The 26,518-nt window shown below is 68.4% G+C and carries 20 protein-coding genes; 11 read left to right on the forward strand and 9 right to left on the reverse strand.

Features of this window, described 5'->3' with window-relative positions:
• Nucleotides 1–17 precede the first annotated feature (17 nt).
• The gene (locus ABD088_RS08940; RefSeq protein ID WP_343901579.1) at nucleotides 18–2,012 is read left to right on the forward strand and encodes a prolyl oligopeptidase family serine peptidase; all 1,995 of its coding nucleotides are present in this window, start codon (nucleotides 18–20) and stop codon (nucleotides 2,010–2,012) included.
• Nucleotides 2,009–2,323, forward strand: a complete 315-nt coding sequence (locus ABD088_RS08945; RefSeq protein WP_343901580.1) for an acylphosphatase — start codon at nucleotides 2,009–2,011, stop codon at nucleotides 2,321–2,323. The genes ABD088_RS08940 and ABD088_RS08945 overlap by 4 nt, the downstream gene beginning before the upstream one ends.
• On the opposite strand, the gene ABD088_RS08950 is transcribed toward ABD088_RS08945, so the two are convergent.
• Complete coding sequence (locus ABD088_RS08950; RefSeq protein WP_343901581.1) at nucleotides 2,320–3,690, reverse strand: NAD-dependent succinate-semialdehyde dehydrogenase; 1,371 nt, start codon at nucleotides 3,688–3,690, stop codon at nucleotides 2,320–2,322. The genes ABD088_RS08945 and ABD088_RS08950 overlap by 4 nt on opposite strands.
• Nucleotides 3,691–3,814: 124 nt before the next feature.
• Complete coding sequence (locus ABD088_RS08955) at nucleotides 3,815–5,512, reverse strand: ABC-F family ATP-binding cassette domain-containing protein (RefSeq protein ID WP_343901582.1); 1,698 nt, start codon at nucleotides 5,510–5,512, stop codon at nucleotides 3,815–3,817.
• 143 nt (nucleotides 5,513–5,655) lie between these two features.
• Here ABD088_RS08955 and ABD088_RS08960 point away from each other — a divergent pair, with 143 nt between their 5' ends.
• A complete protein-coding gene (locus ABD088_RS08960) occupies nucleotides 5,656–6,165 on the forward strand; it encodes a ferritin (RefSeq protein WP_343901583.1) in 510 nt (169 codons plus the stop codon).
• Here the strand turns inward: ABD088_RS08960 and ABD088_RS08965 are convergent.
• The 4 genes from ABD088_RS08965 to ABD088_RS08980 form a co-directional block, all read right to left on the reverse strand.
• Entirely contained in the window at nucleotides 6,162–6,542 is a 381-nt protein-coding gene (locus ABD088_RS08965) for an RNA-binding S4 domain-containing protein (RefSeq protein WP_343901584.1), read from the reverse strand. The genes ABD088_RS08960 and ABD088_RS08965 overlap by 4 nt on opposite strands.
• A 12-nt stretch (nucleotides 6,543–6,554) precedes the next feature.
• Nucleotides 6,555–7,709 carry a glycerate kinase gene (locus ABD088_RS08970; RefSeq protein WP_343901585.1) on the reverse strand — a complete coding sequence of 385 codons (1,155 nt, stop codon included), beginning with the start codon at nucleotides 7,707–7,709 and terminating at the stop codon, nucleotides 6,555–6,557.
• 86 nt (nucleotides 7,710–7,795) lie between these two features.
• Complete coding sequence (locus ABD088_RS08975; protein ID WP_343901586.1) at nucleotides 7,796–8,890, reverse strand: CdaR family transcriptional regulator; 1,095 nt, start codon at nucleotides 8,888–8,890, stop codon at nucleotides 7,796–7,798.
• 9 nt (nucleotides 8,891–8,899) lie between these two features.
• The gene (locus ABD088_RS08980; RefSeq protein WP_343901587.1) at nucleotides 8,900–9,685 is read right to left on the reverse strand and encodes a DeoR/GlpR family DNA-binding transcription regulator; all 786 of its coding nucleotides are present in this window, start codon (nucleotides 9,683–9,685) and stop codon (nucleotides 8,900–8,902) included.
• Nucleotides 9,686–9,972: 287 nt separating this feature from the next.
• Between ABD088_RS08980 and ABD088_RS08985 the strand changes: the two genes are divergently transcribed.
• The 8 genes from ABD088_RS08985 to ABD088_RS09020 all read left to right on the forward strand — a co-directional run bounded on the left by ABD088_RS08985 (nucleotide 9,973) and on the right by ABD088_RS09020 (nucleotide 22,490).
• A complete protein-coding gene (locus ABD088_RS08985) occupies nucleotides 9,973–11,337 on the forward strand; it encodes an ABC transporter substrate-binding protein (RefSeq protein ID WP_343901588.1) in 1,365 nt (454 codons plus the stop codon).
• Between the two features lie 22 nt (nucleotides 11,338–11,359).
• The gene (locus tag ABD088_RS08990) at nucleotides 11,360–12,271 is read left to right on the forward strand and encodes a carbohydrate ABC transporter permease (RefSeq protein WP_343901589.1); all 912 of its coding nucleotides are present in this window, start codon (nucleotides 11,360–11,362) and stop codon (nucleotides 12,269–12,271) included.
• Nucleotides 12,268–13,200 carry a carbohydrate ABC transporter permease gene (locus ABD088_RS08995; protein WP_343901590.1) on the forward strand — a complete coding sequence of 311 codons (933 nt, stop codon included), beginning with the start codon at nucleotides 12,268–12,270 and terminating at the stop codon, nucleotides 13,198–13,200. The genes ABD088_RS08990 and ABD088_RS08995 overlap by 4 nt, the downstream gene beginning before the upstream one ends.
• Before the next feature lie 9 nt (nucleotides 13,201–13,209).
• Nucleotides 13,210–16,368: a glycoside hydrolase family 2 TIM barrel-domain containing protein gene (locus ABD088_RS09000; protein ID WP_343901591.1), complete on the forward strand. Its 3,159-nt coding sequence runs from the start codon at nucleotides 13,210–13,212 to the stop codon at nucleotides 16,366–16,368.
• Nucleotides 16,365–18,482, forward strand: coding sequence for an alpha-galactosidase (locus ABD088_RS09005; RefSeq protein ID WP_343901592.1), 2,118 nt, complete (start codon nucleotides 16,365–16,367; stop codon nucleotides 18,480–18,482). Before ABD088_RS09000 ends, ABD088_RS09005 begins: the two co-directional genes overlap by 4 nt.
• The gene (gene galT / locus ABD088_RS09010; RefSeq protein WP_343901593.1) at nucleotides 18,479–19,639 is read left to right on the forward strand and encodes a galactose-1-phosphate uridylyltransferase; all 1,161 of its coding nucleotides are present in this window, start codon (nucleotides 18,479–18,481) and stop codon (nucleotides 19,637–19,639) included. Before ABD088_RS09005 ends, galT begins: the two co-directional genes overlap by 4 nt.
• Nucleotides 19,636–20,850 carry a galactokinase gene (gene galK, locus ABD088_RS09015; RefSeq protein WP_343901594.1) on the forward strand — a complete coding sequence of 405 codons (1,215 nt, stop codon included), beginning with the start codon at nucleotides 19,636–19,638 and terminating at the stop codon, nucleotides 20,848–20,850. Before galT ends, galK begins: the two co-directional genes overlap by 4 nt.
• Nucleotides 20,851–21,170: 320 nt before the next feature.
• Nucleotides 21,171–22,490: a short-chain fatty acid transporter gene (locus ABD088_RS09020; RefSeq protein ID WP_343901678.1), complete on the forward strand. Its 1,320-nt coding sequence runs from the start codon at nucleotides 21,171–21,173 to the stop codon at nucleotides 22,488–22,490.
• A gap of 139 nt (nucleotides 22,491–22,629) precedes the next feature.
• Here the strand turns inward: ABD088_RS09020 and ABD088_RS09025 are convergent, their stop codons facing one another.
• The 3 genes from ABD088_RS09025 to ABD088_RS09035 all read right to left on the reverse strand — a co-directional run bounded on the left by ABD088_RS09025 (nucleotide 22,630) and on the right by ABD088_RS09035 (nucleotide 26,437).
• Complete coding sequence (locus ABD088_RS09025) at nucleotides 22,630–23,544, reverse strand: amidohydrolase family protein (protein WP_343901595.1); 915 nt, start codon at nucleotides 23,542–23,544, stop codon at nucleotides 22,630–22,632.
• Between the two features lie 226 nt (nucleotides 23,545–23,770).
• Nucleotides 23,771–24,979: an AI-2E family transporter gene (locus tag ABD088_RS09030; RefSeq protein ID WP_343901596.1), complete on the reverse strand. Its 1,209-nt coding sequence runs from the start codon at nucleotides 24,977–24,979 to the stop codon at nucleotides 23,771–23,773.
• A 57-nt stretch (nucleotides 24,980–25,036) separates the two neighbouring features.
• Nucleotides 25,037–26,437, reverse strand: coding sequence for an NAD-dependent succinate-semialdehyde dehydrogenase (locus ABD088_RS09035; protein ID WP_343901597.1), 1,401 nt, complete (start codon nucleotides 26,435–26,437; stop codon nucleotides 25,037–25,039).
• Nucleotides 26,438–26,518 lie beyond the last annotated feature (81 nt).

Genomic DNA, 26,518 nt, shown 5'->3' on the forward strand with positions numbered 1-26,518 from the left:
GTCGATACGCTACGGGCATGACAATCCGCGCCCCGTTCGGTTCCTGGCCCTCGCCGATCTCCGCCACCTCGCTGGTGGCCTCCACCATCCCGGTGGCCTCCCCGCGCTACGTCGGCGACGAGATCTGGTGGCAGGAGGGTCGACCCGCCGAGGGCGGCCGGTTCACCGTGATCGCCGGCGGGGATCCGGACCGCGACCTGGTGCCGGCCCCCTACAACGTGCGCAGCCGGGTGCACGAATACGGCGGAGCCGCCTGGGCCCCGGTGGACGACGGCGCCGGGGACCGGCTGGTGTTCGCGAACTACGCCGACCAGCGCGTCTACCTGCGCACCGGGGACGGGCCCAGCGCGCTGACCCCCGCCTCGGCGCCGGCAGGGAACGCGGCCGACCCGCAGCTGCGCTTCGCCGAATTCACCGCCTCCTGGCGGGCGGGCGAGGTCCTGGCCGTGTGCGAGGACCACACCGGGGCGGTGATCGAGCGCTACATCGTGGCCATCCCGCTGGACGGCAGCGCGGCCGAGGATGCCGCCGCCCTGCGCCGGGTCACCCCGTCCTCGCGCTTCGTCGCCTACCCCCGCGTCAGCCCGGACGCAACGCGCATCGCCTGGATCAGCTGGGAGCACCCCCAGATGCCATGGGACGGCACCGTGCTGCACGTCGGCCGCCTCGATGAGGCCGGCCCGGCCACGGCAGTGCTGGACCTGGCGGGATCCACCACCGAATCGGTGCTCCAACCCGAATGGCTCGACGCCAGCACGCTGGCCTTCATCTCGGACCGCTCCGGCTGGTGGAACCTGTACGCCCAGGACCTCGGCGGCGGTGAGGCCCGGCCGCTGTGCCCGCGGGCGGAGGAGTTCGCCGAGCCGCTCTGGCAGATCGGCACCACCTGGTACCAGCTGCTCGAGGACGGGCGGATCCTCACCGCCCACGGCACCCACGGCATGGCCCTGGGCCTGCTGGACCCGGCCACCGGGGAGCTCGAGGAGCTGGACCTCCCGCTGACCCACGCGCTCCCGGCCGGGGTGCGTCGCGACCCGGCAGGCACCGGCCTGCAGGTGCTGACCCTGTCGCAGGACACCACCGAGGGGACCGGGATCCGGCTGGTGGACGGCGCCACGGGCAGCCTGCGCACCCTGAGGCTGGCCCTGGACGGGATCCCCGCGCCCGGCGCCCTGCCCGTGGGGCGGGCCATGGAGTTCCCCGGTGACGGCGGCGCCGTCGTGCATGCCAACGTCTACGCCCCGACGCTCGCCGGGTACGCCGGGGACGTCGGGGAACTGCCGCCCTTCGTCGCGTTCGTCCACGGCGGGCCCACCGGGCAGGCGCGCATCGGGCTGTCGCTGCAGATCGCGTACTACACCAGCCGGGGGATCGGGGTGGTGGACGTGAACTACGCGGGATCCAGCGGCTTCGGCCGCGCCTACCGGGACCGGTTGGCTGGCCAATGGGGCGTCGCCGACGTGGCGGACACGGTAGCGGTCATGCGGGGCCTGGTCGACGCCGGGATCGCCGATCCCGCCCGGCTGGCCATCGAGGGGGGCTCCGCCGGCGGCTGGACCACCCTGGCCTGCCTGACCGGCACGTCCACGTTCGCCGCCGGCATCTCCCGCTACGGGGTGGCCGACCTGGAGGCGTTGGTCGCCGATACCCACGACTTCGAGGCCCACTACATGGAATCACTGGTCGGCCCGTGGCCCGCGGCCCGTGAACTCTACGCCGAACGCGCGCCGATCAACCACGTCGACCAGCTCGACTGCCCCGTGCTGCTGCTCCAGGGGGACGAGGACCGGGTAGTGCCGCCGAACCAGTCCCGGAAGTTCGCCGACGCGCTGGCGGCCAAGGGGATCGAGCACGCCTTCGTCCTCTTCGCCGGCGAACAACACGGCTTCCGGATGGCGGCGAACATCGTGCGCGCCCAGGAGCTCTCACTGGCGTTCTACGCCCACGTCTTCGGGTTCACCGCCGACGTCGAGCCGATCGAACTGACCCGCGGCGGCGGGATCATGGCATGAACGGGGCGCCCACACGGCACCCAGGGCACGACGACGGTGCTCCCGCAGCCATCGAGGCCACGGCCACCGGCACGGTGCAGGGAGTCGGGTTCCGCTACCTGACCCGGCAGAAGGCCGAGGCGCTGGGCCTGGCCGGTGCTGCGGTGAACTGCCGGGACGGCAGCGTGCGGATCACCGCCCAGGGCGCGCAGGAGGACCTCGACGCACTGGTGGACTGGTTGCGTTCGGCGCAGGCGCCGGGGCGGGTGGGGCACCTCGGGGTCCGGCAGGTGATGCCGGACCCCGGGGCCACCGGTTTCGCTGTCGGCTAGCGGGTGCGGATGAGCTTGCGGTTCACGAACTCATCCATCCCGTACTTGCCCAGCTCGCGGCCCACACCCGAGCGCTTCACGCCGCCGAACGGCAGTTCCGCAGCGGTGCCGGAGGGCTCGTTGATGTAGACCATGCCGGCATCGATCTGGTGCGCCACCCGCTGGGCGCGCTGCGGGTCCTCGGTGAAGATGGAGGACCCCAGGCCGAAGGGGGTGTCGTTGGCCAGGGCCACCGCCTCCTCCTCGCTGGAGACCTTGAAGATCATCGCGACCGGACCGAACAGCTCCTGGTGGAACGCGTCCATGTCGGGGGTGACGCCGGTGAGCACCGTCGGCTGGAAGAACGCCGCGTCGGCGGAGACCTTCGCGCCGCCCACCAGGGCCGTCGCGCCCTCGGCGATGGCCGATTTCACCTGCTGCTCCAGGTTGTCGGCAGCTGCCTGCGAGGACAGCGGGCCCAGGAACGTCTGCTCATCGGTCGGATCCGACGGGGTGATCGCCGCCAGGGATGCGGTGAACTTCTCGACGAAGTCGTCGTAGAGGTCCTCCATCACCACGAAGCGCTTGGCGGCGTTGCAGGCCTGCCCGCCGTTGCCCATGCGGCCGTTGACGGCACGCTTGACGGTCTTGTCCAGGTTCGCGGTGTCCAGCAGGATGAACGGGTCCGAGCCGCCGAGTTCGAGCACCACCTTCTTCAGGTTGCGCCCGGCGGTCTCGGCGACTGCCGAACCGGCACGTTCGGAACCGGTCAGTGAAACGCCCTGGATCCGCGGGTCGGCGATCAGCTCGGCAATCTGCTCGTTGGTGGCGAAGATGTTGACGTAGGCACCTTCCGGGGCGCCGGCGTCGCGGAAGATCTGCTCCATCGCCAGCGCCGATTCCGGGCACTGCGGCGCGTGCTTGAGCAGGATCGTGTTGCCGTTCATCAGGTTAGGGGCGGCGAACCGGGCCACCTGGTAGTACGGGAAATTCCACGGCATGATGCCCAGCAGGACGCCGAGGCCTTCCTTGCGCACGACGGCGGTGCCCCCGGCGACGACATCAAGCTGCTCGTCTTCGAGGTACTTCGGGCCATTGGTGGCGTAGTAGCGGTAGATGGAGACGACGATGTCGATTTCGCCCTGGGCCTGCAGCACCGGCTTGCCCATTTCGCGGGTGATGATCGCTGCGAGTTCGACCTTGCGTTCCTCATAGAGGTCGGCGACCCGGCCCAGCAGCGCCACCCGGTCCTCGATCGAACTGGTGCGCCAGGCGCCGAACGCGGTGTGGGCCGCGGTGGCGGCGTCCTGCAGGCCGGCGTCGGTGATGGTCTCGAACTCCTTCTCGACCTGGCCGGTGGCGGGGTTGGTGACGGCGTAGATGCTCAACGTGGCTCCTTCGGTGGGGGGAACTTCGGTGTCGTGTCCAGGGTCCACCCCTGGCCACCTCTTCGGCACAGCGTTGTGGCGGCAGCTTCTATTCCCTGCTGCCGCTACAACGCTGTGCAATTCTTCAGCGGGCGCGTTCCACCCGGGCCTCGTCCCAGACCGGTTCCTCGGTCTCGTAGACCCTCCCGTTGGAGCCGAACACCAGGAAGCGGTCAAAGGACTTGGCGAACCAGCGGTCGTGGGTGACGGCCAGGACGGTCCCCTCGAACGCGTTGATCGCCCGCTCCAGGGCCTCGCCGGAGTGCAGGTCCAGGTTGTCGGTGGGCTCGTCGAGCAGCAGCAGGGTGGCGCCGGACAGCTGCAGGAGCAGGATCTGGAAACGGGCCTGCTGGCCACCGGAGAGCGAGTCGAAGGACTGTTCGGCCTGGGCGGCCAGCCCGTAGCCGTCCAGCGCCCCGGAGGCCGCCTCGCGTCCGAGTCCCGAGCGGTGCTCGTCACCGCGGTGCAGGATGTCCAGCAGGCTGCGGTGGCCCAGGTCGGGGCGGACATGGGTCTGGGCGAAGTAGCCGGGGCGGATGCGGGCCCCGAGTTTCACCGTGCCCTCGTGGGGCACCTCGGCCAGCACGGCGTCGGAGACCGGCAGGTGTTCGCGTTCGGGGTCGGTGCCTCCCGCGGCGAGCAGGCGCAGGAAATGCGATTTGCCCGAACCGTTGGATCCCAGGACCCCCACGCGGTCTCCGAACCAGATCTCGGTGGAGAAGGGCTTCATCAACCCGGTCAGCTCCAGCTTCTGCGCCACGATCGCCCGCTTGGCGGTCCGTCCCCCGCGCAGGCGCATCTTCACGTTCTGCTCGATCGGCAGCGCCTCGGGCGGCCCGATCTCCAGGAACTTCGCCAACCGGGTCTGTGCCGCGTGGTACCGGTTGGCCATGTCGGAGCGGAACGCTGCCTTGTTCTTGTACATGTTCACCAGCTCCTTGAGCTTCAGGTGCTCCTCGTCCCAGCGTTTGCGCAGTTCCTCGAACCGGGCGTTGCGGTCGGCACGGGCCTCGACGTAGCTGCCGAAGGAGCCACCGTGGATCCAGGCCGAGGCGCCGTTGATGCCCGGTTCCAGGGTGACGATCCGCCCGGCCGCCTGGTTGAGCAGCTCGCGGTCGTGGCTGATGAACAGCACCGCCTTGTCGGTGGCGCGCAGCTTGGACTCGAGCCAGCGCTTGCCCGGCACGTCGAGGTAGTTGTCGGGCTCGTCGAGCAGCAGCACCTCGTCGTTGCCGGCAAACAGCGCTTCCAGGACCAAACGCTTCTGTTCGCCGCCGGACAGCGTGGAGGCCGGCCGGTACTGGGCCTTCTCGAAGGGCAATCCCAGGGCGGCCATGCAGACCTCGTCCCAGACGGTCTCCACCTCGTACCCGCCGGCGTCACCCCAGTCCACGATGGCCTGCGCGTAGCGCATCTGCGTCTTCTCCTCCGCCGCCGCGGTGGAATGGTCGGCCAGCATGGCGTCCTCGGAGGCCGCCAGTTCGGCGGCGGCAGCGGCCAGCACCGGGGGAGCGGCGGAGACCAGCAGGTCCCGCACGCTGGACTCGTCACGGACCTGGCCCACGAACTGGCGCATGATGCCCAGCGTGCCGGAGAGCCCCACGGTGCCGCCATCGGCCACCAGGTCCCCGGAGATGATCTTGAACAGCGTGGTCTTGCCGGTGCCGTTGGGGCCGATCAGTGCGGTCTTGCTCCCGGCGCCGACCTTGAAGGAGACCTCGTTGAGCAGCTGCGTGCCGTCGGAGAGGAAGTAGTCGATTCCGGCAACATCAATATGACCCATCCGGCCAGTCTAGGGGCGATCAGGCATGGCTTCCCAACCCTGCCCACCCGGCGCAACGCCACCGTTCGCTAATGGGGACCGGATCAGGTCAGTTAGGCCAAACTCCGGTGACAGCCCCGGGAAACCGCCGTAGATTGGGCCCCATGAAACTCACCGGAGCACTCGAAAAGGCATTCAACGACCAAGTCACCCTGGAGCTCGAAGCGTCCATCGTGTACCGCCAGCTCTCCATCGAGATGGAGGTCCAGGACCTCCCGGGCATCGCCGGCTGGTTCCGTGCGCAGTCCCAGGAGGAGATCGTCCACGCCGAGAAGTTCATCTCCCACATGACGGACCGCGATTCGAGCCCCACCATCGGCGCCATCAAGGCCCCCGGGGTGAAGGCCGGTTCCGTCCGTGACGCCTTCGAGGCATCGCTGGCCCACGAGGTCAAGGTCTCCGAGGCCATCCGCCACCTGTACCGGCTGGCCCAGGAAGAGGGCGACATCGACGCCCTGCCGCTGCTGAGCTGGTTCGTTTCCGAGCAGCTCGAGGAGGAGGCAACTGTCGGCGAGATCATCGGCCGCGTCCGGCTCATCGGCAACGACGGCCCGGGCCTGCTGCGCCTGGATGCCGAACTCGGATCCCGTCCGGGGGCCGACGCCGAGGCCTAACCGCCCAGCTCGCGGCGCATCCGCTCCAGCTCGCGCCGGTCGCGTTTCGTGGGCCGCCCCGTGCCGCGGTCCCGGACCGGGACCATCAGCGCGGGGGCCTTCGGGCGGGCCGGCGTGTGGTCGATGAAGCAGCTGGCCGCCGCCTGCGCCCCCACGCGCTTGACGATGAGCTGGCGGACCTCCAGGATCCGCTCGAACCCCGCTTCGCGCACCCGGATGGTATCCCCGGGCACGATGACCGCCGCGGCCTTGGCCGGGCGGTCATTGAGCTTGACGTGTCCGGCACGGCACGCGGCGGTGGCCGCGGAGCGGGTCTTGAAGGCGCGCACTCCCCAGAGCCACGCATCGATGCGTACTGCCTTGTCCAACGTTTTCATGGTCCCTCGAGACTAGCCGCACCGTCCGGTCCCGAGCCCCAGCGCGGCACAGGCCTGGGCAGCGGTGTCCTCGATCAGCCACTGGGCATCGGCCTGCAGCCCGGCCAGCTCGGCAGGTCCCGGGGCAATCGAGAACGCAGCGGTCAACCCCGCGGCACGGCAGGCGGCGGCATCGAGCTGCACGGCCCCGGCGATGACCACCACGCGGGTGTGCGCCGACGCGGTGCGCCGCACCGCGTCGACGACCTTCCCGCCCAGGGATTGTGAATCCAACCGGCCCTCCCCGGTGAGTACGACGTCGGCACCTGCCAGCGCCTCCGGCAAGCCCACCGCCGTGGAGACCAGCTCGGCCCCGGGCACCAGCTGTGCGCCGAGGACGGCGACCAGCCCCAACGGCATGCCACCGGCCGCCCCGAACCCCGGCGTCGTGGCAACGTCCCCGGCAGCCAGAACCCGTGCCAGGTGGGCCAGCCCCGCATCCAGGGTGTCCACGTCCTGGGGTGAGGCGCCCTTTTGCGGGCCGAAGACCGCGGCGGCACCCCGGGGCCCGCACAACGGGTTGTCGACATCGACGGCAATCCTCCAGTGCACCGCAGTGGCCCGCGGATGCACCCCGGAGGCATCGACGCTCCGGATGGAGGACAGGTCCCCGCCGCCGGTGCCGGTGGGGTGCCCTCCGGCATCGAGGAACCTGGTGCCGAGGGCGCGCAGGAGCCCTGCCCCGCCGTCGGTGGTGGCCGAACCGCCAATGCATAACAGGATCTCCTCGACGCCGGCGTCCAGCAGCACGGCGGCGACGCGACCGACGCCGTAGGTGTCGGCGACCAGCGGCTGCAGGGGGACATCCGATACCTGGGGGAGGCCGTTGGCCTCGGCTGCCTCGATGATGCCGGTGGTGCCATCCGCCGAGATGCCGTACCGGGCGGTGCACCGGCGTCCGAGTGCGTCGGTGGTTTCCGTGCTGCGCGGTGCGGTACCCCACACGGCCAACAACGCATCCAGCGTGCCCTCGCCGCCGTCGGCCAGTGGCAGCTCGACGATCCGTGCCGCCTCGCCGGCGACGGCGCGCGCACCCCGGGCCATGGCGGCGGCAGCCTGGGCCGCGGAGGCACTGCCCTTGAAGGAATCCGGTGCGACGACGATGACGGGCTGGATCTCGGTGCTCATGGGACCACTCTAGGCGGCACCGCGAACCGACGATATGGGCAAGGTGCCCACGATTTTACGTATTTTGGTCCCCAGGAGGGTGCAGACTAGCCATGTGTCGACGGCGTGCCCAGAGGTGTCGATGTCTCGGCGCGGGACGCGATGGTGGCCAGTCGCAGTGTCTGTGCCTGCGCCGGGATCCGCGGGTCCAGTCCGGTCAGCTGGGTGATCCGATCCAGTCGTTGGGTGAGCGTATTGCGATGGACGAACAACACCCGTGCCGTCGCCGATACCGATCCGCCCGCTGCGGCCCAGGCATCCAGGGTGCCCACGTGTTCCGCGCGTAGCGGGCCCACGCGGGCGGCGAGCGTTGCCGCCGTGGCGGGAGGCAGGCAGGCCACCGACAGTTCGGCGGCCAGGTCGTCGAGCCGGAGGGCTCCGGAGGTGGGCGGCGTGGGCAACACCTTCCGTGCCGTGGCCAGGGCTCCGAGGGCCTGGGCCGATCCGGCCAGGTCGCCACCGGTTGCGCAGGGTCCGCCGTCGATCACGGTGCATCCGGGCGGGATCTCCGCCGGCCAGTCCTCGAGCCCGGCACCCCGCCCGCCGGTGAGCACCCACAGCGCGCCACCGAAGTGGGCATGTCGATGCGGTCCGCGAGGCCGCGGCTCGCTCTCGACGGTGTCCGGAGTGCCCGTCGGCTCCGGAGCCAGCACGGCCCGGAGCCTCCAGGGCGGCGGCAGGTCCGGCACCCCGGCGGCCAGGGCCTTCTCGATCGCCTCGGCAGCGAGTTCACCGGAGACCAGGCGGACCAGCAGTTCACGATCTGCTGCTTCCCGGCGGGCCGAGTCGTCCATTTCCCGCTCGCGCTCCAGCAGCAGGACCATCGTCAGGACCAGGACCTGCGCCACCGGGGCGACCCGCTCCGGTGGCCCGGTGATGCCCAGGACGCCCACGATCCCTCCCTCGAGCCGCACGGGGAGGTTGATTCCCGCACGTTCGGTGGGGGAGCCGTCGTCGTGCACGATCCGCGGTTCGCCGGAGGCAACGGCCCGGGCGACGGCATGCAGATCACCGATGCGTGCCGGGTCGGTGGAGGCGATGATCCGGCCCGAGGGGTCCATCACGTTGATGTTGAACTCGAGCGTCGGGGCGATCTGGTCGATGACGCGTTGGGCCAGCTCGCGGCTCAGGGGCAGGGGCATGGCGCCAGTTTAGGCGGTGGGGGCGAGCAGCAGCGTTTCGATCGACTGCCGCACGACCTCCGCCGCGTCGGGGGAGAGGGCGTCACCGGTGATCAGGATGTCGGCAGCCTCCAGCGGGGAAATCTGGCACAGGCCGGTCATGCCCCATTTGCTGTGGTCGGCGACAACCACGTGCTGGGCAGCGGAGGCCAGGAAGGCCCGGTTCGCCTGGGCCTCGAGCATGTTCGGCGTGGTGAACCCGTCCTCGGCGGTCATGCCATGCACGCCCATGAAGCAGATGTCCACGTGCAGCTGGGCCAATGCGGCAGTGGCCAGGGGGCCGACGAGTGCGTCGGAGGGGGTGCGGATCCCGCCCGTCAGGATGATGGTCTGGGTCTGGTTCTCGGCACTGTAGAAGACCTCCGCGATCCGCGGCGAGTTGGTGATGACGGTGAGGTCGTCGATCCCGGTGCACTGGCTGGCCAGCGCATAGGTCGTGGTCCCGGAATTCAGGGCGACCGACATGCCCGGTTCAATCAGCCGGGCGGCGCACACGGCCAGCGCCTCCTTCTCGGCAGCAGCCAATCCGAGCTTGCGCATGAAGCCGGGCTCGATGCTGGTGGCGGATTGCTCGCGGGTGGCACCGCCGTGGACCTTGACGAGTTCCCCGGCCCCGGCCAGGGCGTTGAGGTCCCGGCGGACTGTCATTTCCGAAATGCCCAGATCGTGCGACAGCTCGGTCACGCGGACCTGGCCGAAGCGGTTCAGCTCCTCCAGGATGTGGCGGTGGCGCTGCTGCGGAAGCATCTCTGCCATGGTCGATGCGCCTTCCTGCGGGGATGGGGGCCGGTGTACGTGGTGGGGTCAGCATAACCGAGGTGCGGAATTGTGCGAGTCGTTCCATCGGAAAACCCTTCGAATTGTCTCGCCAACAGCACGATTTACAGGGATTTTCGTCAACTCCTTGCGTCAGGTTGTGGTGCGTGTCATAGTGTCCAGAAGTCAGAATTAGTTGTTTTCTGATCGATATTGAGCGTTTCTCCATCATCCTCGTCGTTGTGTCCTTGGAAATCCGGGCCGACGGCACAACCCAAGGAGTCACCGTGGCCCACCAACCATCGCGTCCGACCGGGCGTTCGTTCCCGCCCAGCCCGTCATCGCTGGGCAAGGGACTCAGCGTCCCCGTCAACCGACGGTCAGTCCTCGGAGGGGCGATGGGCCTGTCGGCACTCGCCGCTCTCACCGCCTGCGGTGGCGGGGGTGGTGGCAGCGCGAGCGTCAGCGAGGGAAGCGGCGCCATCACCTTCGGTTCCAACCAGTCTGATGCAGTGCCGAAGGCCGCCTACAAGAAGATCATCGACGGCTTCGTCAAGGAGTCCGGATCGAAGGTCTCGATCAACACCGTGGACCACAACACGTTCCAGGAGCAGATCAACTCCTACCTCCAGGGTGACCCGGACGACGTCTTCAGCTGGTTCTCCGGTTACCGCATGCGCTTCTTCGCCGACCAGGGCCTGGCCGGGGACATCTCCTCGGTGTGGGAGAACATCGGCAAGAACTTCAGCGAATCGTTCAAGGCCGCCTCCACGGGAACTGATGGCAAGCAGTACTTCGTCCCGCTCTCCTACTATCCGTGGGCCGTCTTCTACCGGAAATCGGTGTTCGAGGACAAGGGGTACGAGGTTCCCAAGACGCTGGATGAGATGACCGCCGTCAGCGAGGACATGCTCAAGGAAGGCCTGGCTCCGATTGCCTTCGGCGACAAGGACGGGTGGCCCGGAATGGGCACGTTCGACATCCTGAACATGCGCATCAACGGCTACGACTACCACACCAAGCTCCTGGCCGGAGAGGATTCCTGGGAGTCCGATCAGGTCAAGGAGGTCTTCAACACGTGGACCAAGTTGCTGCCGTACCACCAGAAGGGTGGCCTGGGACGCGACTGGCAGGAAACCGCGCAGGGGCTGCTGCAGAAGAAATCGGGGATGTACCTGCTGGGGATGTTCGTTTCCCAGCAGTTCCAGGATGCCGAGGGTGGGGACGCGCTGAAGGACCTGGACTTCTTCACCTTCCCGGAGATCAACCCGGACTTCGGCACCGACTCGATCGACGCACCCATCGACGGATTCATGATGAGCGCCAAGACGCAAAACGGCGGCACCGCCAAGAAGCTGCTGGAGTACCTGGGCAGCGCTGACGCGGAGAAGATCAATGCCGACGCCGACAAGGGCCTGGTGGGCCCGGCCAACGACATGGACACCTCCGGTTACACGGCCCTGCAGAAGAAGGCGGCCAAGGTCGTCGGCGAGGCCAAGAACATCGCCCAGTTCATGGACCGAGATACCCGCCCGGACTTCGCCTCGACGGTGATGATCCCCTCCATCCAGGCGTTCATCAAGAACCCCAAGGACATCAACAACATCCTGAAGGACGTCGAAGCGCAGAAGAAGGCGATCTTCGCCGGCTGAGGCCGCGGGGGAGAGGAACACCATGAGCACATTGACGCACAAGGCACGTCCGGCCAGGGCCCGGAAGGTCCGCAGATACAGCACCGCCGACCGTGTGGTCCTGACCCTCATGCTGGGTGTCCCGGCCCTGGTGGTGCTGGCCTTCGTCTGGGGGCCGGCCCTGGGATCGGTGTTCCTCTCCTTCACCCGCTGGAACGGCGTGACGGCCATCCAGCCTGTCGGGTTCCAGAACTACGAGCAGATCGCCACGATCTACCCGCCGTTCTGGCCCGCCTTGCGCAACAACGTCATCTGGCTGCTGGTCCTGGCCCTGATCGCCACACCCCTGGGGCTGTTCCTGGCCGTCCTGCTGGACAAGAACATCCGCGGGACCCGCGTCTACCAGAGCGTCTTCTATCTGCCGGTGGTGCTGTCCCTGGCCCTGGTCGGTTTCATCTGGACCCTGCTTTACTCACAGGACCAGGGGCTGATCAACCAGCTCTCCGGGGCCAACGTCAACTGGCTGGGCAACTCCGACGTCAACCTGTGGGCCGTGCTGGTCGCGGCCAGCTGGCGACACGTCGGCTACATCATGGTGCTCTACCTGGCCGGGCTGAAGGGCGTGGATCCCTCCATCAAGGAAGCTGCCTCCATCGACGGGGCCAACCAACGCCAGACCTTCTTCAGGGTCATCTTCCCGGTGCTCAAGCCGATCAACGTCATCGTCCTGGTGGTCACCGTGATCGAGGGCCTGCGGGCATTCGACATCGTGTACATCATCAACAAGGGGACCAACGGCCTGGAGCTGCTCTCCGTGCTGATCACGAACAACATCATCGGCGAGGCCAGCCGCATCGGCTTTGGATCCGCGATTGCGGTCATCCTGCTGGTCATCTCGCTGGTCTTCATCGTCACCTACCTGGTGCAGACCTTCAAGAAGGAGGGGGCCCGATGAGCGCCGCCACATTAACCCCCGGGGAACCCGGCCCCGTGGCCTCCCGGGCAGCAGCCACCGGAACCCGGAAATCCCGGCGCGGAGAAGCCGGTCCGGAGCGCAAGGCTCCGCTGCGACCGGGCCGCGTCATCCTGCACGTGTCCCTGATCCTGTGGGGGGCGATCTGGCTCGTGCCGCTGGCCTGGGCCATCTACACGTCGCTGCGCCCCTACGCGGAAACCGCTGAGAAGGGCTACGTGTCCTTGCCGGACACGCTGAACTTCAACAACTATGTCACCGCCTGGAACCAGGCGGACCTGCCCCACTACTTCCTGAACTCGCTCTACATCGCACTCCCCGCCGTCGTCATCGTCCTGTTCATGTCCTCCATGGCGGCCTTCGTGCTGGCGCGCTTCAGCTTCAAACTCAACCTGGCGATGCTGATGTTCTTCACCGCCGCGAACCTGCTGCCGCAACAGGTCATCATCACCCCGCTGTACCGGATGTTCCTGTCGATGGACATCTACAACACCCAGTTCGGCGTCGTCGTGATCAACGTGGCCTTCCAGATGGGCTTCTGCGTCTTCGTGCTCTCCAACTTCATGAAGGCCCTGCCCGACGAGCTCGGCGAGGCCGCCCAGGTCGACGGGGCCGGGGTGTGGCGGCAGTTCTACCAGATCATCCTGCCGCTGACCCGCCCGGCGTTGGCCGCACTGGCCACGTTGGAGTTCGCGTGGATCTACAACGACTTCTTCTGGGCCCTGGTGCTGTTGCGCGATGGCGACGCGATGCCGGTGACCAGCGCGCTGAACAACCTCAAGGGTGCGTTCTTCACGGACAACAACCTGGTGGCCGCCGGTGCGGTCATGATCGCCCTGCCCACCGTGGTCATGTTCCTGCTGTTGCAGAAGCACTTCGTGGCCGGCCTGACCCTCGGCAGCAACAAGTAGGGCGGCCCGGTGACCACGACTGGAATCCCGCAGCTTCCCTACGACCTCGACCCCTCACCCGGCTCCGGGACCCTGCCCGCCCGGGCGCACCTGGCCTCCGATCGGCCCGAGGCCAACCTGGCCGGGACGTGGGGCTTCCGCTATGCGCCGTCGGTCTCCGGTGCACGCCCGGACCCGGCGGCCGAGGACGCCGACTTCCCCGACACCGTCACCGTGCCCGGCCACTGGGTGCTCGATCCCTCCAACGGCCCCCTGGTCATCGGCCAGGTCAACCGCTTCGGCAGCCCCTGGTACACCAACGTCGACTATCCGTTCCCGGTGGATCCCCCCTACGTGCCCGACGCCAACGGAACCGGTGACCACCTGCGCGAATTCACCGCCGACGAACTCGGCTTCACCGCTGACGTCCTGGCGGGACTGGGCCGGATCATCCTGCGGTTCGAGGGAGTGGAATCGACCTTCAAACTGTGGCTCAACGGCACGCAGATCGGCCACGCCTCGGGCAGCCGCCTGACACACGAATTCGATGTCACCGACACGCTGCGCACGGGAGGCGAACGCAACCGCCTGGTCGTACGCGTCCACGCCTTCTCCGCGGCGAGCTACCTGGAGGACCAGGACCAATGGTGGCTGCCGGGGATCTTCCGTGACGTCACCCTCATCGGCGAACCACGGGCCGGCATCCGTGACGTCCACGTCGTGGCCGACTACGACGACGGGACCGGTCACCTGGCCCTGGACGTCGATGCCCCGGCGGCGGCGTTCCCGCTGCACTTGTCCATCCCCGACCTGGGGATCGCCCGCGACATCACCACCGCCCGGACCGAGCTGGATGTCGGAACCGTCCAGGGGTGGACCGCCGAGACGCCCCACCTCTATCCGGCCACCCTGTCCTCCCCGGACGAACGGGTGACCCTGCGCCTGGGATTCCGCCGCGTCGACATCCTCGAGGGCGTGCTGCGCGTGAACGGGTCCCCGATCCGGTTCCGCGGCGTCAACCGCCACGAATTCCACCCCACTTCAGGCCGCGCGGTCACCGGGGAATTCACCCGCAGCGAGCTGGCCACGATGAAGCGGCACAACATCAACGCCATCCGCACCAGCCACTACCCGCCGAACCACCACCTGCTTGACCTCGCCGACGAACTGGGCTTCTGGCTCGTGGACGAATGCGATCTGGAGACCCACGGCTTCGTCGTCGACCGGTGGGCGCGCAATCCCTCCGACGACCCCGCGTGGCTTCCGGCCTACCTGGACCGGATCGAACGCACCTGGCGACGGGACGCGAACCACGCCAGCGTCGTCATGTTCTCGCTCGGCAACGAGGCAGGCACCGGGGCCAACCTGGCGGCGATGGCCGACTGGCTGCGCGACCACGATCCGATGCGCCCCATCCACTACGAAGGTGACCACGACGGCGCCTACACCGACGTGTACTCCCGGATGTATGCGACCCCCACCGAGTCCGCCTCGATCCTCGCCGGAGACCCGGTGCCCTCGGCGAGCGCCGCCGGCTCGGACCGGATCGCCACACAACCGTACGTGTTGTGCGAATATGCGCACGCGATGGGCAACGGCCCCGGGGGATTGGCCGACTACGAGGCCCTCTTCGACGCGCATCCCCGCGCGGCCGGCGGCTTTGTCTGGGAGTACAAGGACCACGGGATCCTGGCCAGCACCGCCGACGGCCGGCCGGTGCATGCCTATGGCGGCGACTTTGCCGAGCCGATCCACACCTCCAACTTCGTGCTCGACGGACTGGTCTTCGCCGACGGGACCCCGAGCCCGGGGCTGCTGGAATACGCTGCGGTGATCGCCCCCGTGCGGATCACCGTGGGAGGGGACGTCCGGATCGAGAACCGCCAGGACTTCGTCGACACCTCGGGCATCGAATTCACCTGGCGGCTGGATGCCACCGGTCCCGACGCTGCGGTCGCGCCGCTGGCCGGGGGCACCCTCGACCATCCGGCGCTCCCCGCCCGTTCGAGCGCCACGGTGGAAGTGCCCGCCGCAGCACGGCAGCACCCCGGTGCCGTCTTCACCGTCTCAGCGCGGCTGGTCGCCGACACCTGGTGGGCGCCACGAGGCCATGAGGTCGCCTGGGGACAGGGCATCATCGCCGGCCCCACGGCGACGGCCGGTCCCGGCTCCGCCCGTGCCGCCGCGGCCGCCCCGCAACGCCACCTGCCCGCCACGGCACAGACAGCAGCAACCGACCCCCGCACGGTGGCGGACTTCGACGCCGCCGGACTGCTGCGGGACTGGGCGGGCCTGGGCCTGGCGGGTCCGGAGCTGCTGGCCTACCGTGCGCCGACGGACAACGACGCGGGAGCCATTGAACCCACCCGCGACCTGCGGCCCGGCGGCGCCGGCACCGTGGGCATCACCGCCCAGGCGGCACCCGGCTTCGACTGGGACGACTACGCCGACACGGAACCCGGCCCGGTCGTCGCGCTCGCAGAGAAGTGGCATGCCGCCGGCCTGCACCGGCTCCAGCGCCGCACCGTGTCCACCGGTGGCGACGAATCGACGCTGCGGGCAACGCACCGCTACGGCGCCCCGGCGTTGTCCTCCGGTTTCACCGCTGACCTGCACTGGAGCGTCGTCGACGGTGGCCTGCGGTTGCGGGCCCGGCTGGCGGCGCTGCAGGAGCTGGGGTTCCCCTTGGCCCAACTGGGTCTGGACTTCACCCTGCCGGCGGAGGCCCTCACCGATGACGCCGTCGTCGAATTCACCGGGGCCGGGCCGGGGGAGTCCTACGCCGACTCGCAGGCGGCCCCCCGGTTTGGAACCCACCGGCTGAGGGCCGGGGACCTGCGCACCGACTACCCGCGGCCCCAGGCCAACGGCCGTCGGGGGCACCTGCACCGGCTGGACCTGGCACTGGCCGACGGCAGGACCTTGCGCCTGCGGGTCATCGAGGGGCCGCCGGATACCGGCTTCACCCTCAGCCCGTGGAGCCAGCAGGAACTGGCCGCCGCTGACCACCCCACCGACCTGCCGGCACCCACCGCCTGGCATCTGGGCCTCGACGCCGGCCAACACGGGCTGGGCAGCCGGTCCTGCGGCGTCGACGTTCCCACCCGGGATTCCCTGACATCCAGCCAGGCAGAGCTGGTCATTGACGTCGCCCTGCTGGGCACCACCGCCTGGGAGGGCACCGCATGAGTCTTGTATCCCTGGCCGGCCACGGCGTGGCCCTGATCCTGCAGACCACCGGAGTTCCCGCCGTCGTGCATCATGGCGCCGATCCCGGCCCGCTGCCGGAGCACGAATCCACCGGTCCCGTGTTGCACTCCAACTACGACCACCCGCTGGCGATGCCGCTGTGGCCGCAGGCGGCGAACGGCTGGTCCGGCACCCCGCTGCTGGAGGGCGGGCGCGGAGGCCGGGACACCTCGGCCCGGTTCGCCGATCCCGAGGTGACCGAGGAACCCCAGCGGCTGGTGTTGCGTGCCACCGATGCGGACGCCGGCCTGGACTTGTCCACCGAGGCGGAGCTGTTGCCCGGCGGGGTGCTGCGCGTGCGCCACACCGTGTCCAACGTCGGCGCCCCCGGCTATGAGGTGCGCGCCCTGAACGTGATGCTGCCCGTGGGCCCGCAGGCCACCGACCTGCTCGACACCGCCGGGCGGTGGTCCCGTGAACGGTCGGTCCAGCGCCTGCCGTTCGTGGTGGGCACGCACACCCGCACCGGCCGGCGCGGCCGCACCGGGCATGATGCGCCGCTGCTGATGGCCGCCGGAACACCGTCCTTCGCCAACCGGCGCGGGGAGGTGTGGGCGCTGCACTTCGGGTGGAGCGGGAACAGCACGGTGTTCGCCGAACGCACCGCCACCCCCACCCGGGCCCTCGGTGCGGGGGAGCTGCCCGGCCCCGGGGAGATCGTGCTGGACACCGGCGGCTCCCACACCTCGCCGTGGGCGTACCTGGCCTATTCCGCCGACGGACTCGACGGCATCGCTGCCCGCTTCCACACCTACCTGCGCTCGCGCCCAAGCCACCCGCGCCGTGAACGGCCCGTGGTGCTGAACACCTGGGAAGCCGTGTACTTCCGCCACGACCTGGACGAGCTCACCTCGCTGGCCGTCTGCGCCGCGGAGGCCGGCGTGGAACGCTTCGTGCTCGACGACGGCTGGTTTGGATCCCGCCGCGACGACACCTCCGGGCTCGGTGACTGGAGCGTCTCGGCCGAGATGTGGCCCGACGGGCTGCAGCCGCTCATCGGGAAAGTCAACGAGCTGGGCATGGAGTTCGGGTTGTGGGTCGAACCCGAGATGACGAATCCCGACTCCGACCTGGCCCGCAACCATCCCGAATGGATCTGCAGTGCCCGCGGTGACCGGCTGGCCCCCACCTGGCGGAACCAGCACGTGGTGGACCTGACCCGGCCGGACGCCTACGCCCACGTGTTCGCTTCCCTGGACGCGGTGCTCTCGACGGCCCGGGACGCGGGAGGACCGATCGCGTTCCTCAAATGGGACCAGAACCGCGACTTGGCAGACGTGGCCTCGGCCGGGACCCCCTCCCAGCACGCCCAGACGCTGGCCGCCTACCGGATGATGGACGAGCTCAAGGCCGCCCACCCCGGGCTGGAGATCGAATCGTGTTCCTCCGGCGGCGGTCGGGTGGACCTGGGGGTGCTCGAACACACGGACCGGGTGTGGGCCTCGGACTCCAACGACGCGCTGGAACGCCAGCACATCCAGGAGATGACCCAGCGGGTGCTGCCCCCGGAACTCGTCGGCCAGCACATCGGCCCCTCGACCGCCCACACCTCGGGGCGCACGCACGCCCTGGCCTTCCGCGGGATCACCGCCCTGTTCGGGCACTTCGGGATGGAATGGGACATCCGCGAAGCAGTGGGCACCGACCGGGAGACCCTGCACGAACTCGTCGGGCTCTACAAGCAGCACCGGGCGTTGCTGCACTCCGGGGTCCAGGTCCGTGCCGACCTCGCCGACGACGCCTTCAGCCTGTACGGAACGGTGGCCCTCGACGGCCAGGAGGCCTTGTATGCCTTCTCCCTGCTGCGCTCCAGCGAGGATGCCGGGCCGGGGGCCGTGGCGCTGCCGGGGCTGGAACCCGGGACGACCTACCGTGTGTCGGTGGTCCTTCCCGGGAACGAAGCCGGTACCTATGCCGAACGCGAAGCCCCGGACTGGGTGGCCGACGGGTTCACCGCGACGGGCGCCTACTTGTCCACGGTCGGCCTGATGGTGCCCGCCCTCAATCCCGAGCGGGCCATCCTGCTCCATGCCGAAGCCGAGGAGACATCGTGAACAGCCCCGTGACCCGCACCCCGCGGCAGGCCGACGTCGGGACACCGCGCGAGCCGGTGCGGGGGCGCATGGCCGACGGCCGGGACATCCTGTACTTCTTCGACGCATCCCATCGACCCGAGGACTTTGCGGCACTTTCAGACCTGCGGACGCTGCCGGGTCGGCCACCGGCTGCCGAATTGCGGCGGGACCCGCTGACGGGGGAGTGGGTGTCCTTCGCCGCCCACCGGCAAACCCGTACGCATCTGCCGCCGGCAGATGAATGCCCGCTGTGCGCCTCGAGGGCTGGCCGTTCCACCGAGGTTGCGGCCCAGGACTACGACGTCGTCGTCTTCGAGAACCGTTTCCCCTCCTTCGGGCCGGACCAGCAGGACCAGGTCCTGGGCGCCGGCCTGGGGGAGACCTTTCCCGCGCACGGACGGTGCGAAGTCATCGCCTTCAGTGCCGCTCATGACGACTCGTTCGGAGACCTCCCCCTGGAGCGGGCCCGCACCGTCGTCGATGCCTGGGCCCAGCGCACCGGGGAACTCTCGGCGCTGCCGGGGATCGAGCAGGTCTTCGCGTTCGAGAACCGCGGCGCCCAGATCGGGGTGACCCTGCACCACCCGCACGGCCAGATCTATTCCTACCCCTACGTTCCGCCCCGGACGCTGGCCCAACTGGAACAGGCGCGCAACCATCGTGCCGACACCGGACGCAACCTCATGCAGGACGTGCTGGACTTCGAAATTTCCGACGGCTCCCGGATCGTGGAACGCAGCGGGTACTTCACCGTCTTCGTCCCGTTTGCCGCCCGCATGCCCATCGAGGTGCACATCGTCCCGAACCGCCACGTCGCGGACCTGGCCGGGCTCACCGCCGCCGAGCGGGCCGACCTGGCGGAGGTGTACCTGCGCCTGATCCGCGGGGTGGATGCCCTCTATGCCACGCCCACCCCGTACATCGCCGCCTGGTTCCAGGCCCCCACCCGTCACCCGGACGCCGGCGAACTGCGCCTGCACCTGCAGTTGACCTCCCCGCGCCGGGCCGAGGACAAGCTGAAGTACCTGGCAGGATCGGAGGCCGCGATGGGTGCCTTCATCGGCGACGTCACGCCCGAATCCACGGCAGCCCGGCTCCGGGACGCCGTCCAGTCAGTGAAGGGAACCCCGGCATGAGTCATCAGGACGACGCCGGTGCCCTCCCGGCCGAGCGCGTTGCGCTGGCCTTTGGCGAGCTCTTCGGATCTGCACCCGACGGTGTGTGGGCCGCCCCCGGCCGTGTGAACCTCATCGGCGAACACACCGACTACAACGACGGGTTCGTGCTGCCCTTCGCGCTGGGGCATACGGCGCGCGTCGCCGTCGCCCTGCGGCCTCAGGGTCCCGCCCGGTTGCGGGCCGCATCGCTACAGGGCGCCGACCCGGCAGGAACCGGCCAGGCGGCGACGGCAGGCAGGATTGCGGAGGCCGACTTGGGCCAGCTCGAACCTGCCACCGTCGAACCCTGGGCCCGCTATGTAGCGGGAGTCATCTGGGCGCTGCAACAACGCGGCCACCAGGTGCCGGCGGTGGATGTCCTGCTCGACTCCGACGTTCCCTCCGGTGCCGGGTTGTCCTCCTCGGCGGCGATCGAATGCGCCGTCGCCCTCGCCCTGGACGACCTGTTGGGACTGCATATCCCCCGGGAGGACCTGGTCCTGCTCTGCCAGCACGCAGAAAACGACTTCGTCGGCGCACCGACGGGCATCCTGGACCAGTCAGCCTCCCTGCTCGGGACCACCGGGCACGCCCTGTTCCTGGACTGCCGCAGCCGCGACGCCCGGCAGGTGTCCCTGGATCTGGCCGGTGCAGGGCTTGAGCTGCTGGTCATCGACACCCGCGTGGCCCACGCGCACGAATCCGGAGGCTACAAGGACCTGGTCGCCGCCTGCCGACGCGGCGCGGCCGCCCTGGGGGTTCCCGCGCTGCGTGACGTGGACACCAGCCGGCTTACCGAAGCCGAGCAGGTCCTGGACGCCGACACGTTCCGCAGGGTGCGCCACATCGTGACCGAGAACCAGCGGGTGCTCGACACGGTGGACATTCTGGACACCGCCGGCCCCCGCGCCATCGGCCCCCTGCTGGACGCCAGCCACGTCTCCATGCGCGACGACTTCGGGATTTCCTGTGCGGAGCTGGACGCTGCCGTCGAGGCAGCACAGCAGGCCGGCGCCCTGGGGGCGCGGATGACCGGCGGAGGCTTCGGCGGCTCGGCCATCGCCGTTGTTCCCGTGGGGGATACAGCGGCCGTCATGGCTGCGGTGCGCCGGCGGTTCGCCGATGAGGGATATCTGGAGCCCGACATCTTCGTGGTCCAGCCGGGCCCCGGGGCCCGGCGGATCGACTGATAGCCCCACCCCGGACATGAGAAAGGCCCCGGCTTGGGGGAAAGCCGGGGCCCGATTCATCACTCGCACCTTTATGAGGTAGTTAAAACACTAAAAGCCCAAGCTTTACGCGGGCTGTGCGTGCGGTGGGGAATCACTGCGAACCCCAGTTCAGCCGGACTCCTGCTCCATCTGACGGCCGACCGGATGATGGGGGTTCCCTAGTCAGGAATTGGTTGACGGTAGTGTGTTCGAAATCACCCACTCCTTCATCCCGCGAGGTGTTTTTCGTGCAGAGTCGCACAGATACCGTGAAGCAGGGCACGCCGATTTCGCGCGCCATGCGTCCGGTCAACCATTTGGTCGAGAAGTTCATCCCCTCAGCACTCGTCTTCGCGATCGTGCTGACGTTCATCGTCGCCATCCTGGCGCTCACCCTGACCGGTTCCTCGCCGGTGCTGGTCATCAAGAGCTGGGGTGATGGACTGGCCGGCCTGCTGGCCTTCATTACCCAGATGGCCCTGGTTCTCATGCTCGGCCACATCCTGGCCAACACGCGTCCGGTGCGCCGGTTGCTGGCGTTCCTGGGCAGCATCCCGCGCACGCCGATCCAGGCCTACCTGTTCGTGTTCGTCGTCGCCGCCGTGGCCTCGCTGATCACCTGGGGGCTGGGCCTGGTCGTGGGGGCGCTGCTCGCCAAGGAGGTCGCCGCCCAGGGACGCGAACGCGGTCTCCGGCTGCACTTCCCGATGCTCGTGGCTTGCGGGTTCGCCGGCTTCGTCGTCTGGCACATGGGCTACTCGGGCTCCGGTCCGCTGACGGCGGCGACCCCGGACTCGTTCATTGCCAAGCAGCTGGGAGGACCGCTGCCGATCTCCGAGACGACGTTCTCGACGTGGAACATGATCGCGGCAGTCGCCACGATCGTGGTGGTCGGTCTGGCCCTGTTCCTGGTGGCTCCTCGCCAGGCCGACAAGATCGTTGAACTGGAGCGCGACGCCCGTGACACCGGAGTCCAGGTCGAAGAGGACATCGTCACTCCCGCGGACCGCGTGGACGCGAGCCGCGTCCCGACCTTGTTGCTCGGCCTCATGTTGGCCGCCTACCTGGTGATCCACTTCGTGCAGGGCGGCACCATCACCCTGGACATCGTGAACTGGACGTTCCTGGCATTGATCCTGCTGCTGGTGCGCAACCCCTTCGAGCTGGTGGCCCTGACGAAGGATGCCGCGTCCAATGTCGGGGAGATCCTGCTGCAGTTCCCGCTCTACGCCGGGATCCTGGGCATCATGCAGGGCACCGGGCTGATCCAGGTCTTCTCCGAAGCGTTCGTCTCGATCTCCACGCCCCAGACCTTCGGCGTGCTGGCCCTGTTGTCTGCGGGGTTGGTGAATTTCTTCGTCCCCTCAGGGGGCGGGCAGTTCGCCGTCCAGGCACCGATCATGCTCACCGCAGCAGAACAGCTGGGGGTGGATCCGGCGATCCCGATCATGGCAGTTGCCTACGGTGACCAGTGGACGAACATGATCCAACCGTTCTGGGCGCTACCGCTGCTGGCCATTGCGGGGCTGAAGATGCGCGACATCCTGGGCTACACCACGATCGTGCTGATCGCCTCCGGGCTGGTGTTCGCGGCGACGCTGCTCATCGTCTCCTGGTAGGCACCCGGACATGATGAAGGCCCCGGCTTGGGGGAAAGCCGGGGCCCGATTCATCACTCGCACCTTTTTGAGGTACTCACCACTCTAGGAAGTCCACCTTGGGAGAACCTGTATGTGGGGTATGGGTTGGCTGGATGGCCTAGGTTTCCAACATTGGTTCGTGCGCCGGCAATCCCAGCAGCCGTGCGCCGTTGTCCCACAACACGCTGCGCATCCATTCATCGCCCAGGCCCAAGCGCGCCAGTGCCTCGAGCTGATGGGAGTACCGGTAGGGAATGTTCGGGAAGTCGGAACCGAGGACAATTCTTTCCCGCAGGCCCGGCAGTCGTTCGAGATAGCTCTCCGGCATGGGCGCGAACTGGTTGGTGAAGTCGGTCCCGACCATCGTCGTATCCATGTGGACTCTCGGATACTTCTCAACCAGGTCCGCAAAGGCATGGTATTCGGGCATGCCCTGATGGGCGATCACCAGGAGCAGGTGGGGAAATCTTTCAAGGAGCCGACGGACGGGTTCCGGGCCGGTGTAGTCGCCGCTGCTCGGTGCGGAACCTGCGTGGATGACCACCGGGATACCCGCCACCTCCAGATGGTGCCACGCATCATCGAGTTGGGGATCGTCCGGGGAGAATCCGCCAACTGAGATATGGATCTTGAAGAGCCGGGCCCCACGTTGGATTTGTTGACGTACCTGATCTCCTGCACCGGGCTCGGGATAGAACGTCGCGCAGCGCACCGCATCGGGGACGCGATCAGCGAAGTCCTGGCTCCAGTCGTTCAGCCAACCGGCCATGCCCGGCTTGTGCGCGTAGGAGAGTGCAGGAACTGCCCGTACCCCGAAGCTCCGCAGCGTCTCCAAACGTGCCTGCTCGCTGGTGCGGTAGTAGATGGGCCAGGCGCGGCCATAGTGCTCTGGGGCCTCATCGAAGTAGGCCCACACCTTGCGCATCATCGGTTCGGGCAGGAAGTGCACGTGGATATCCGCCAGGCCAGGCAGGCCCAGGCTCCTGAGGTAGGCAGGAATATCGGCGTCAGATGCCGGTCCGGGGGAATTCACGGGGGTCCTTCCGGTAGTCGGCCGCTGTTGAGATGTTCAGTTCGCAGTCTAGACACCCTGGTCGCCGCGCGACCACCACGAGCCGGACATGATGAAGGCCCCAGCCGGGGGGACAGCTGGGGCCTCTTTTTCATCACTCGCACCTTGATGAGGTACTTAAGAGACTAAAAGGCGAACCTTTGAACCGCCTGTACGCGGAGTGGGCGTTCGCCCGGTATTGCCGGGGTCAGTCGGAGATCGGTTCCCTGTGTTCGTGGACCGCTATGGCGTCGTCGTCGCGTCCACTCCAGATCTTCACGATCGCCCAGCCGACGGCGGTCAGCGGCACCGAGAGCACGGCGCCGACGATCCCGCTGAGGACGGTGCCAATGGTCAAGGCCAGCAGGATGACCAGCGCATGGAGGTGCAGTGCCTGGCCCATGACCACCGGCTGCAGGAAGTTGCCTTCGAGCTGGTTCACCAGGATGACCACACCGAGCACGATCAGAGCCACCACCGGTCCGTTCGCCACGAGGGCGACCAGGGTGGCCAGGATGCCCGCGAAGGTCGCGCCGACAATCGGGATGAACGCGCTGATGAACACGATGGTTGCCAGCGGTAGGGCCAGGGGGACGTTCATGATCCACAGGGCGATGCCGATACCCGCAGCGTCGACCAGGGCCACGGTCGCTGTTCCCCGGATGTAGCCGCCCAGCGTGGTGACCGCCCGGTCACCACTGGCCTTCCATTTCGGTTCGTGGCTGCGCGGGATCCAGGAGAGGAAGAAGGCCCAGATCTTGTCTCCGTCCTTGAGGAAGAAGAACATGATGACCAGCAACAGGACCAACCCCGTGAAGAAGTTTCCAGCGGCCGAGAGCCCCGTCAGGGCGCCGGCGCCGAACTGCTTGCTGGTCAGGAAGTCGGTGACGGCCTTCACCCCGCCGTCGATCTGGCCCTGGCTGATCTGGAACGGCAGATCCTTTACGAGGTCCTGAAGCTGGTGGAAACCCTGCACGCCTTGGTCGACCAGCCCCGACCATTGGGACCGGACGGAAAGGACGATCCCGGTACCGATGCCGCCCAGGACCACGAATGAACCGAGAAAGACGGTCCACGCGGCGAGCATGGACGATACGTGACGGCGCAGCAGCCGCACCAGCGGCCACAGCGCGCTGGTGAGGATCAGGGCGATCAGCAGCGGCAGGACCACGACGCTGACCTGGGCCAGACCGACGATGGCCGCCCCGGCAAGGACCAGGAGCAGCAGCACCTGGCCGGCCCGGGTGGCGCTTCGGCCCAGCCCGCTGGACCAGAGCAGTGCCACGCGGTCGGTGGGGGCAACCCGGGGGTCCGCAGGACCGAGCGTGTCGGCCTGGACGTGTCGTCCGCCGGGGGCCAGCGGGATGGTGGGGGGCGTCTCGCCAGCCCTGCGACGGCGGAAGGGTCGGAAACTCATGCGGAGGCCTCGATCGTCATGGTTCCTACCCTAAGGTAGACGCCACCCCAGCCCCGGCTAATCCGCGATGTAGAACAGGCGCTTGTTCACGAATTCGTCCATGCCCAGGGGGCCCAACTCGCGGCCGAACCCCGAACGCTTGACGCCGCCGAAGGGCAGATCGGCGTCTTCGCCGATGCCGTTGACGTTGGCCATGCCGACCTCGAGACGCTGGGCGACCTTGCGGGCGCGCTCTTCATCGGTGCTGAAGACCGCTCCGCCCAGGCCGTAGCGGGTGTCGTTGGCCAGCTTCAGCGCCTCCTCGTCGGAGGAGACCTTGTAGACGACGGCGACGGGGCCGAAGAGTTCCTCGCTGTAGGCGCGCATGTCCTCGGTGATCCCGGTCAGCACCGCCGGGGAGTAGTACGAAGCCGGACCGTCGTGGAGGGTCCCGCCGGCGTGCAGGGTGGCACCCTTGGACACGGCGTCCTGGACCTGCTCGTGCAGGGCCTCCGCTGCGGCGCGGGAAGACAACGGGCCGAACGTCCCCTCGGCTTCCTGGGCGGGGTCCCCGGGGACCAGGCCGGCGGCCTGTTCGGTGAGCCCGGCGACGAATTCGTCGTAGATGTCCTCCATGACGATCATGCGCTTGTTGGAGTTGCAGGCCTGGCCCGTGTTCTCGATCCGGGTGGCCCAGGCGAGCTGGGCTGCTGCCTTCACATCGGCGGAATCCAGGACCACGTAGGGGTCGGATCCGCCCAGTTCCAGCACTGCCTTCTTCAGGTTCTTGCCCGCGAGCTCACCGATGATGGCCCCGGCGCGCTCCGAGCCGGTCAGGGAGACCCCCTGGATCCGCGGGTCGGCGACGACGTCGGCGATCTGCTCGTGGGAGGCAAAGAGGTTCACGTAGGCACCTGCCGGAACACCGGCGTCGTCCATGATCTTCTGGATGGCCAGGGCCGATCGCGGGCAAGTTTCCGCGTGCTTGAGGATGATCGTGTTGCCGAGCATCAAGTTGGGTGCGACGAAGCGGGCAACCTGGTAGTACGGGTAGTTCCACGGCATGATGCCCAGCAGGGGGCCGACGGGCAGGCGCTGGACCATGGCCCGGCCGCCGCCGATGGCCTTGATCTCCTGGTCCGCTGCCAGGGTGGGGCCCTCGGTGGCGAAGTAGTTGAAGATGTCGGTGCAGAATTCCGCTTCGCCCTTGGACTCCGAGAGCGGCTTGCCCATTTCCTCGGTGATCGTGGCGGCCAGCTCGTCGGCACGTTCGGTGAACAGCTCGGCGACGCGCTTCACGATGGGCGCGCGTTCGGTGATGGGCAGCGACCCCCACGATTCGTACGCGGACTGCGCGGCGGACAGGGCGTCCTGGACCTGCGCGTCGGTGGCGGTGTCAAAGGTCTCGACGACCTCGCCGGTGGCGGGGTTCAGCACGCGGTAGCCGGGCTGGTTGGACTGCTGGGCGGTGGGGGACACTGCCTGACTCCTCTTCGTTGAAACGCGGGGCGCCCGCGGTGGAGGGGCGCACCGAACCATCATGTCCCGAATGCCCGGGTT

This window comes from Arthrobacter rhombi (assembly GCF_039526245.1).
Lineage (GTDB): Bacteria > Actinomycetota > Actinomycetes > Actinomycetales > Micrococcaceae > Arthrobacter_H > Arthrobacter_H rhombi.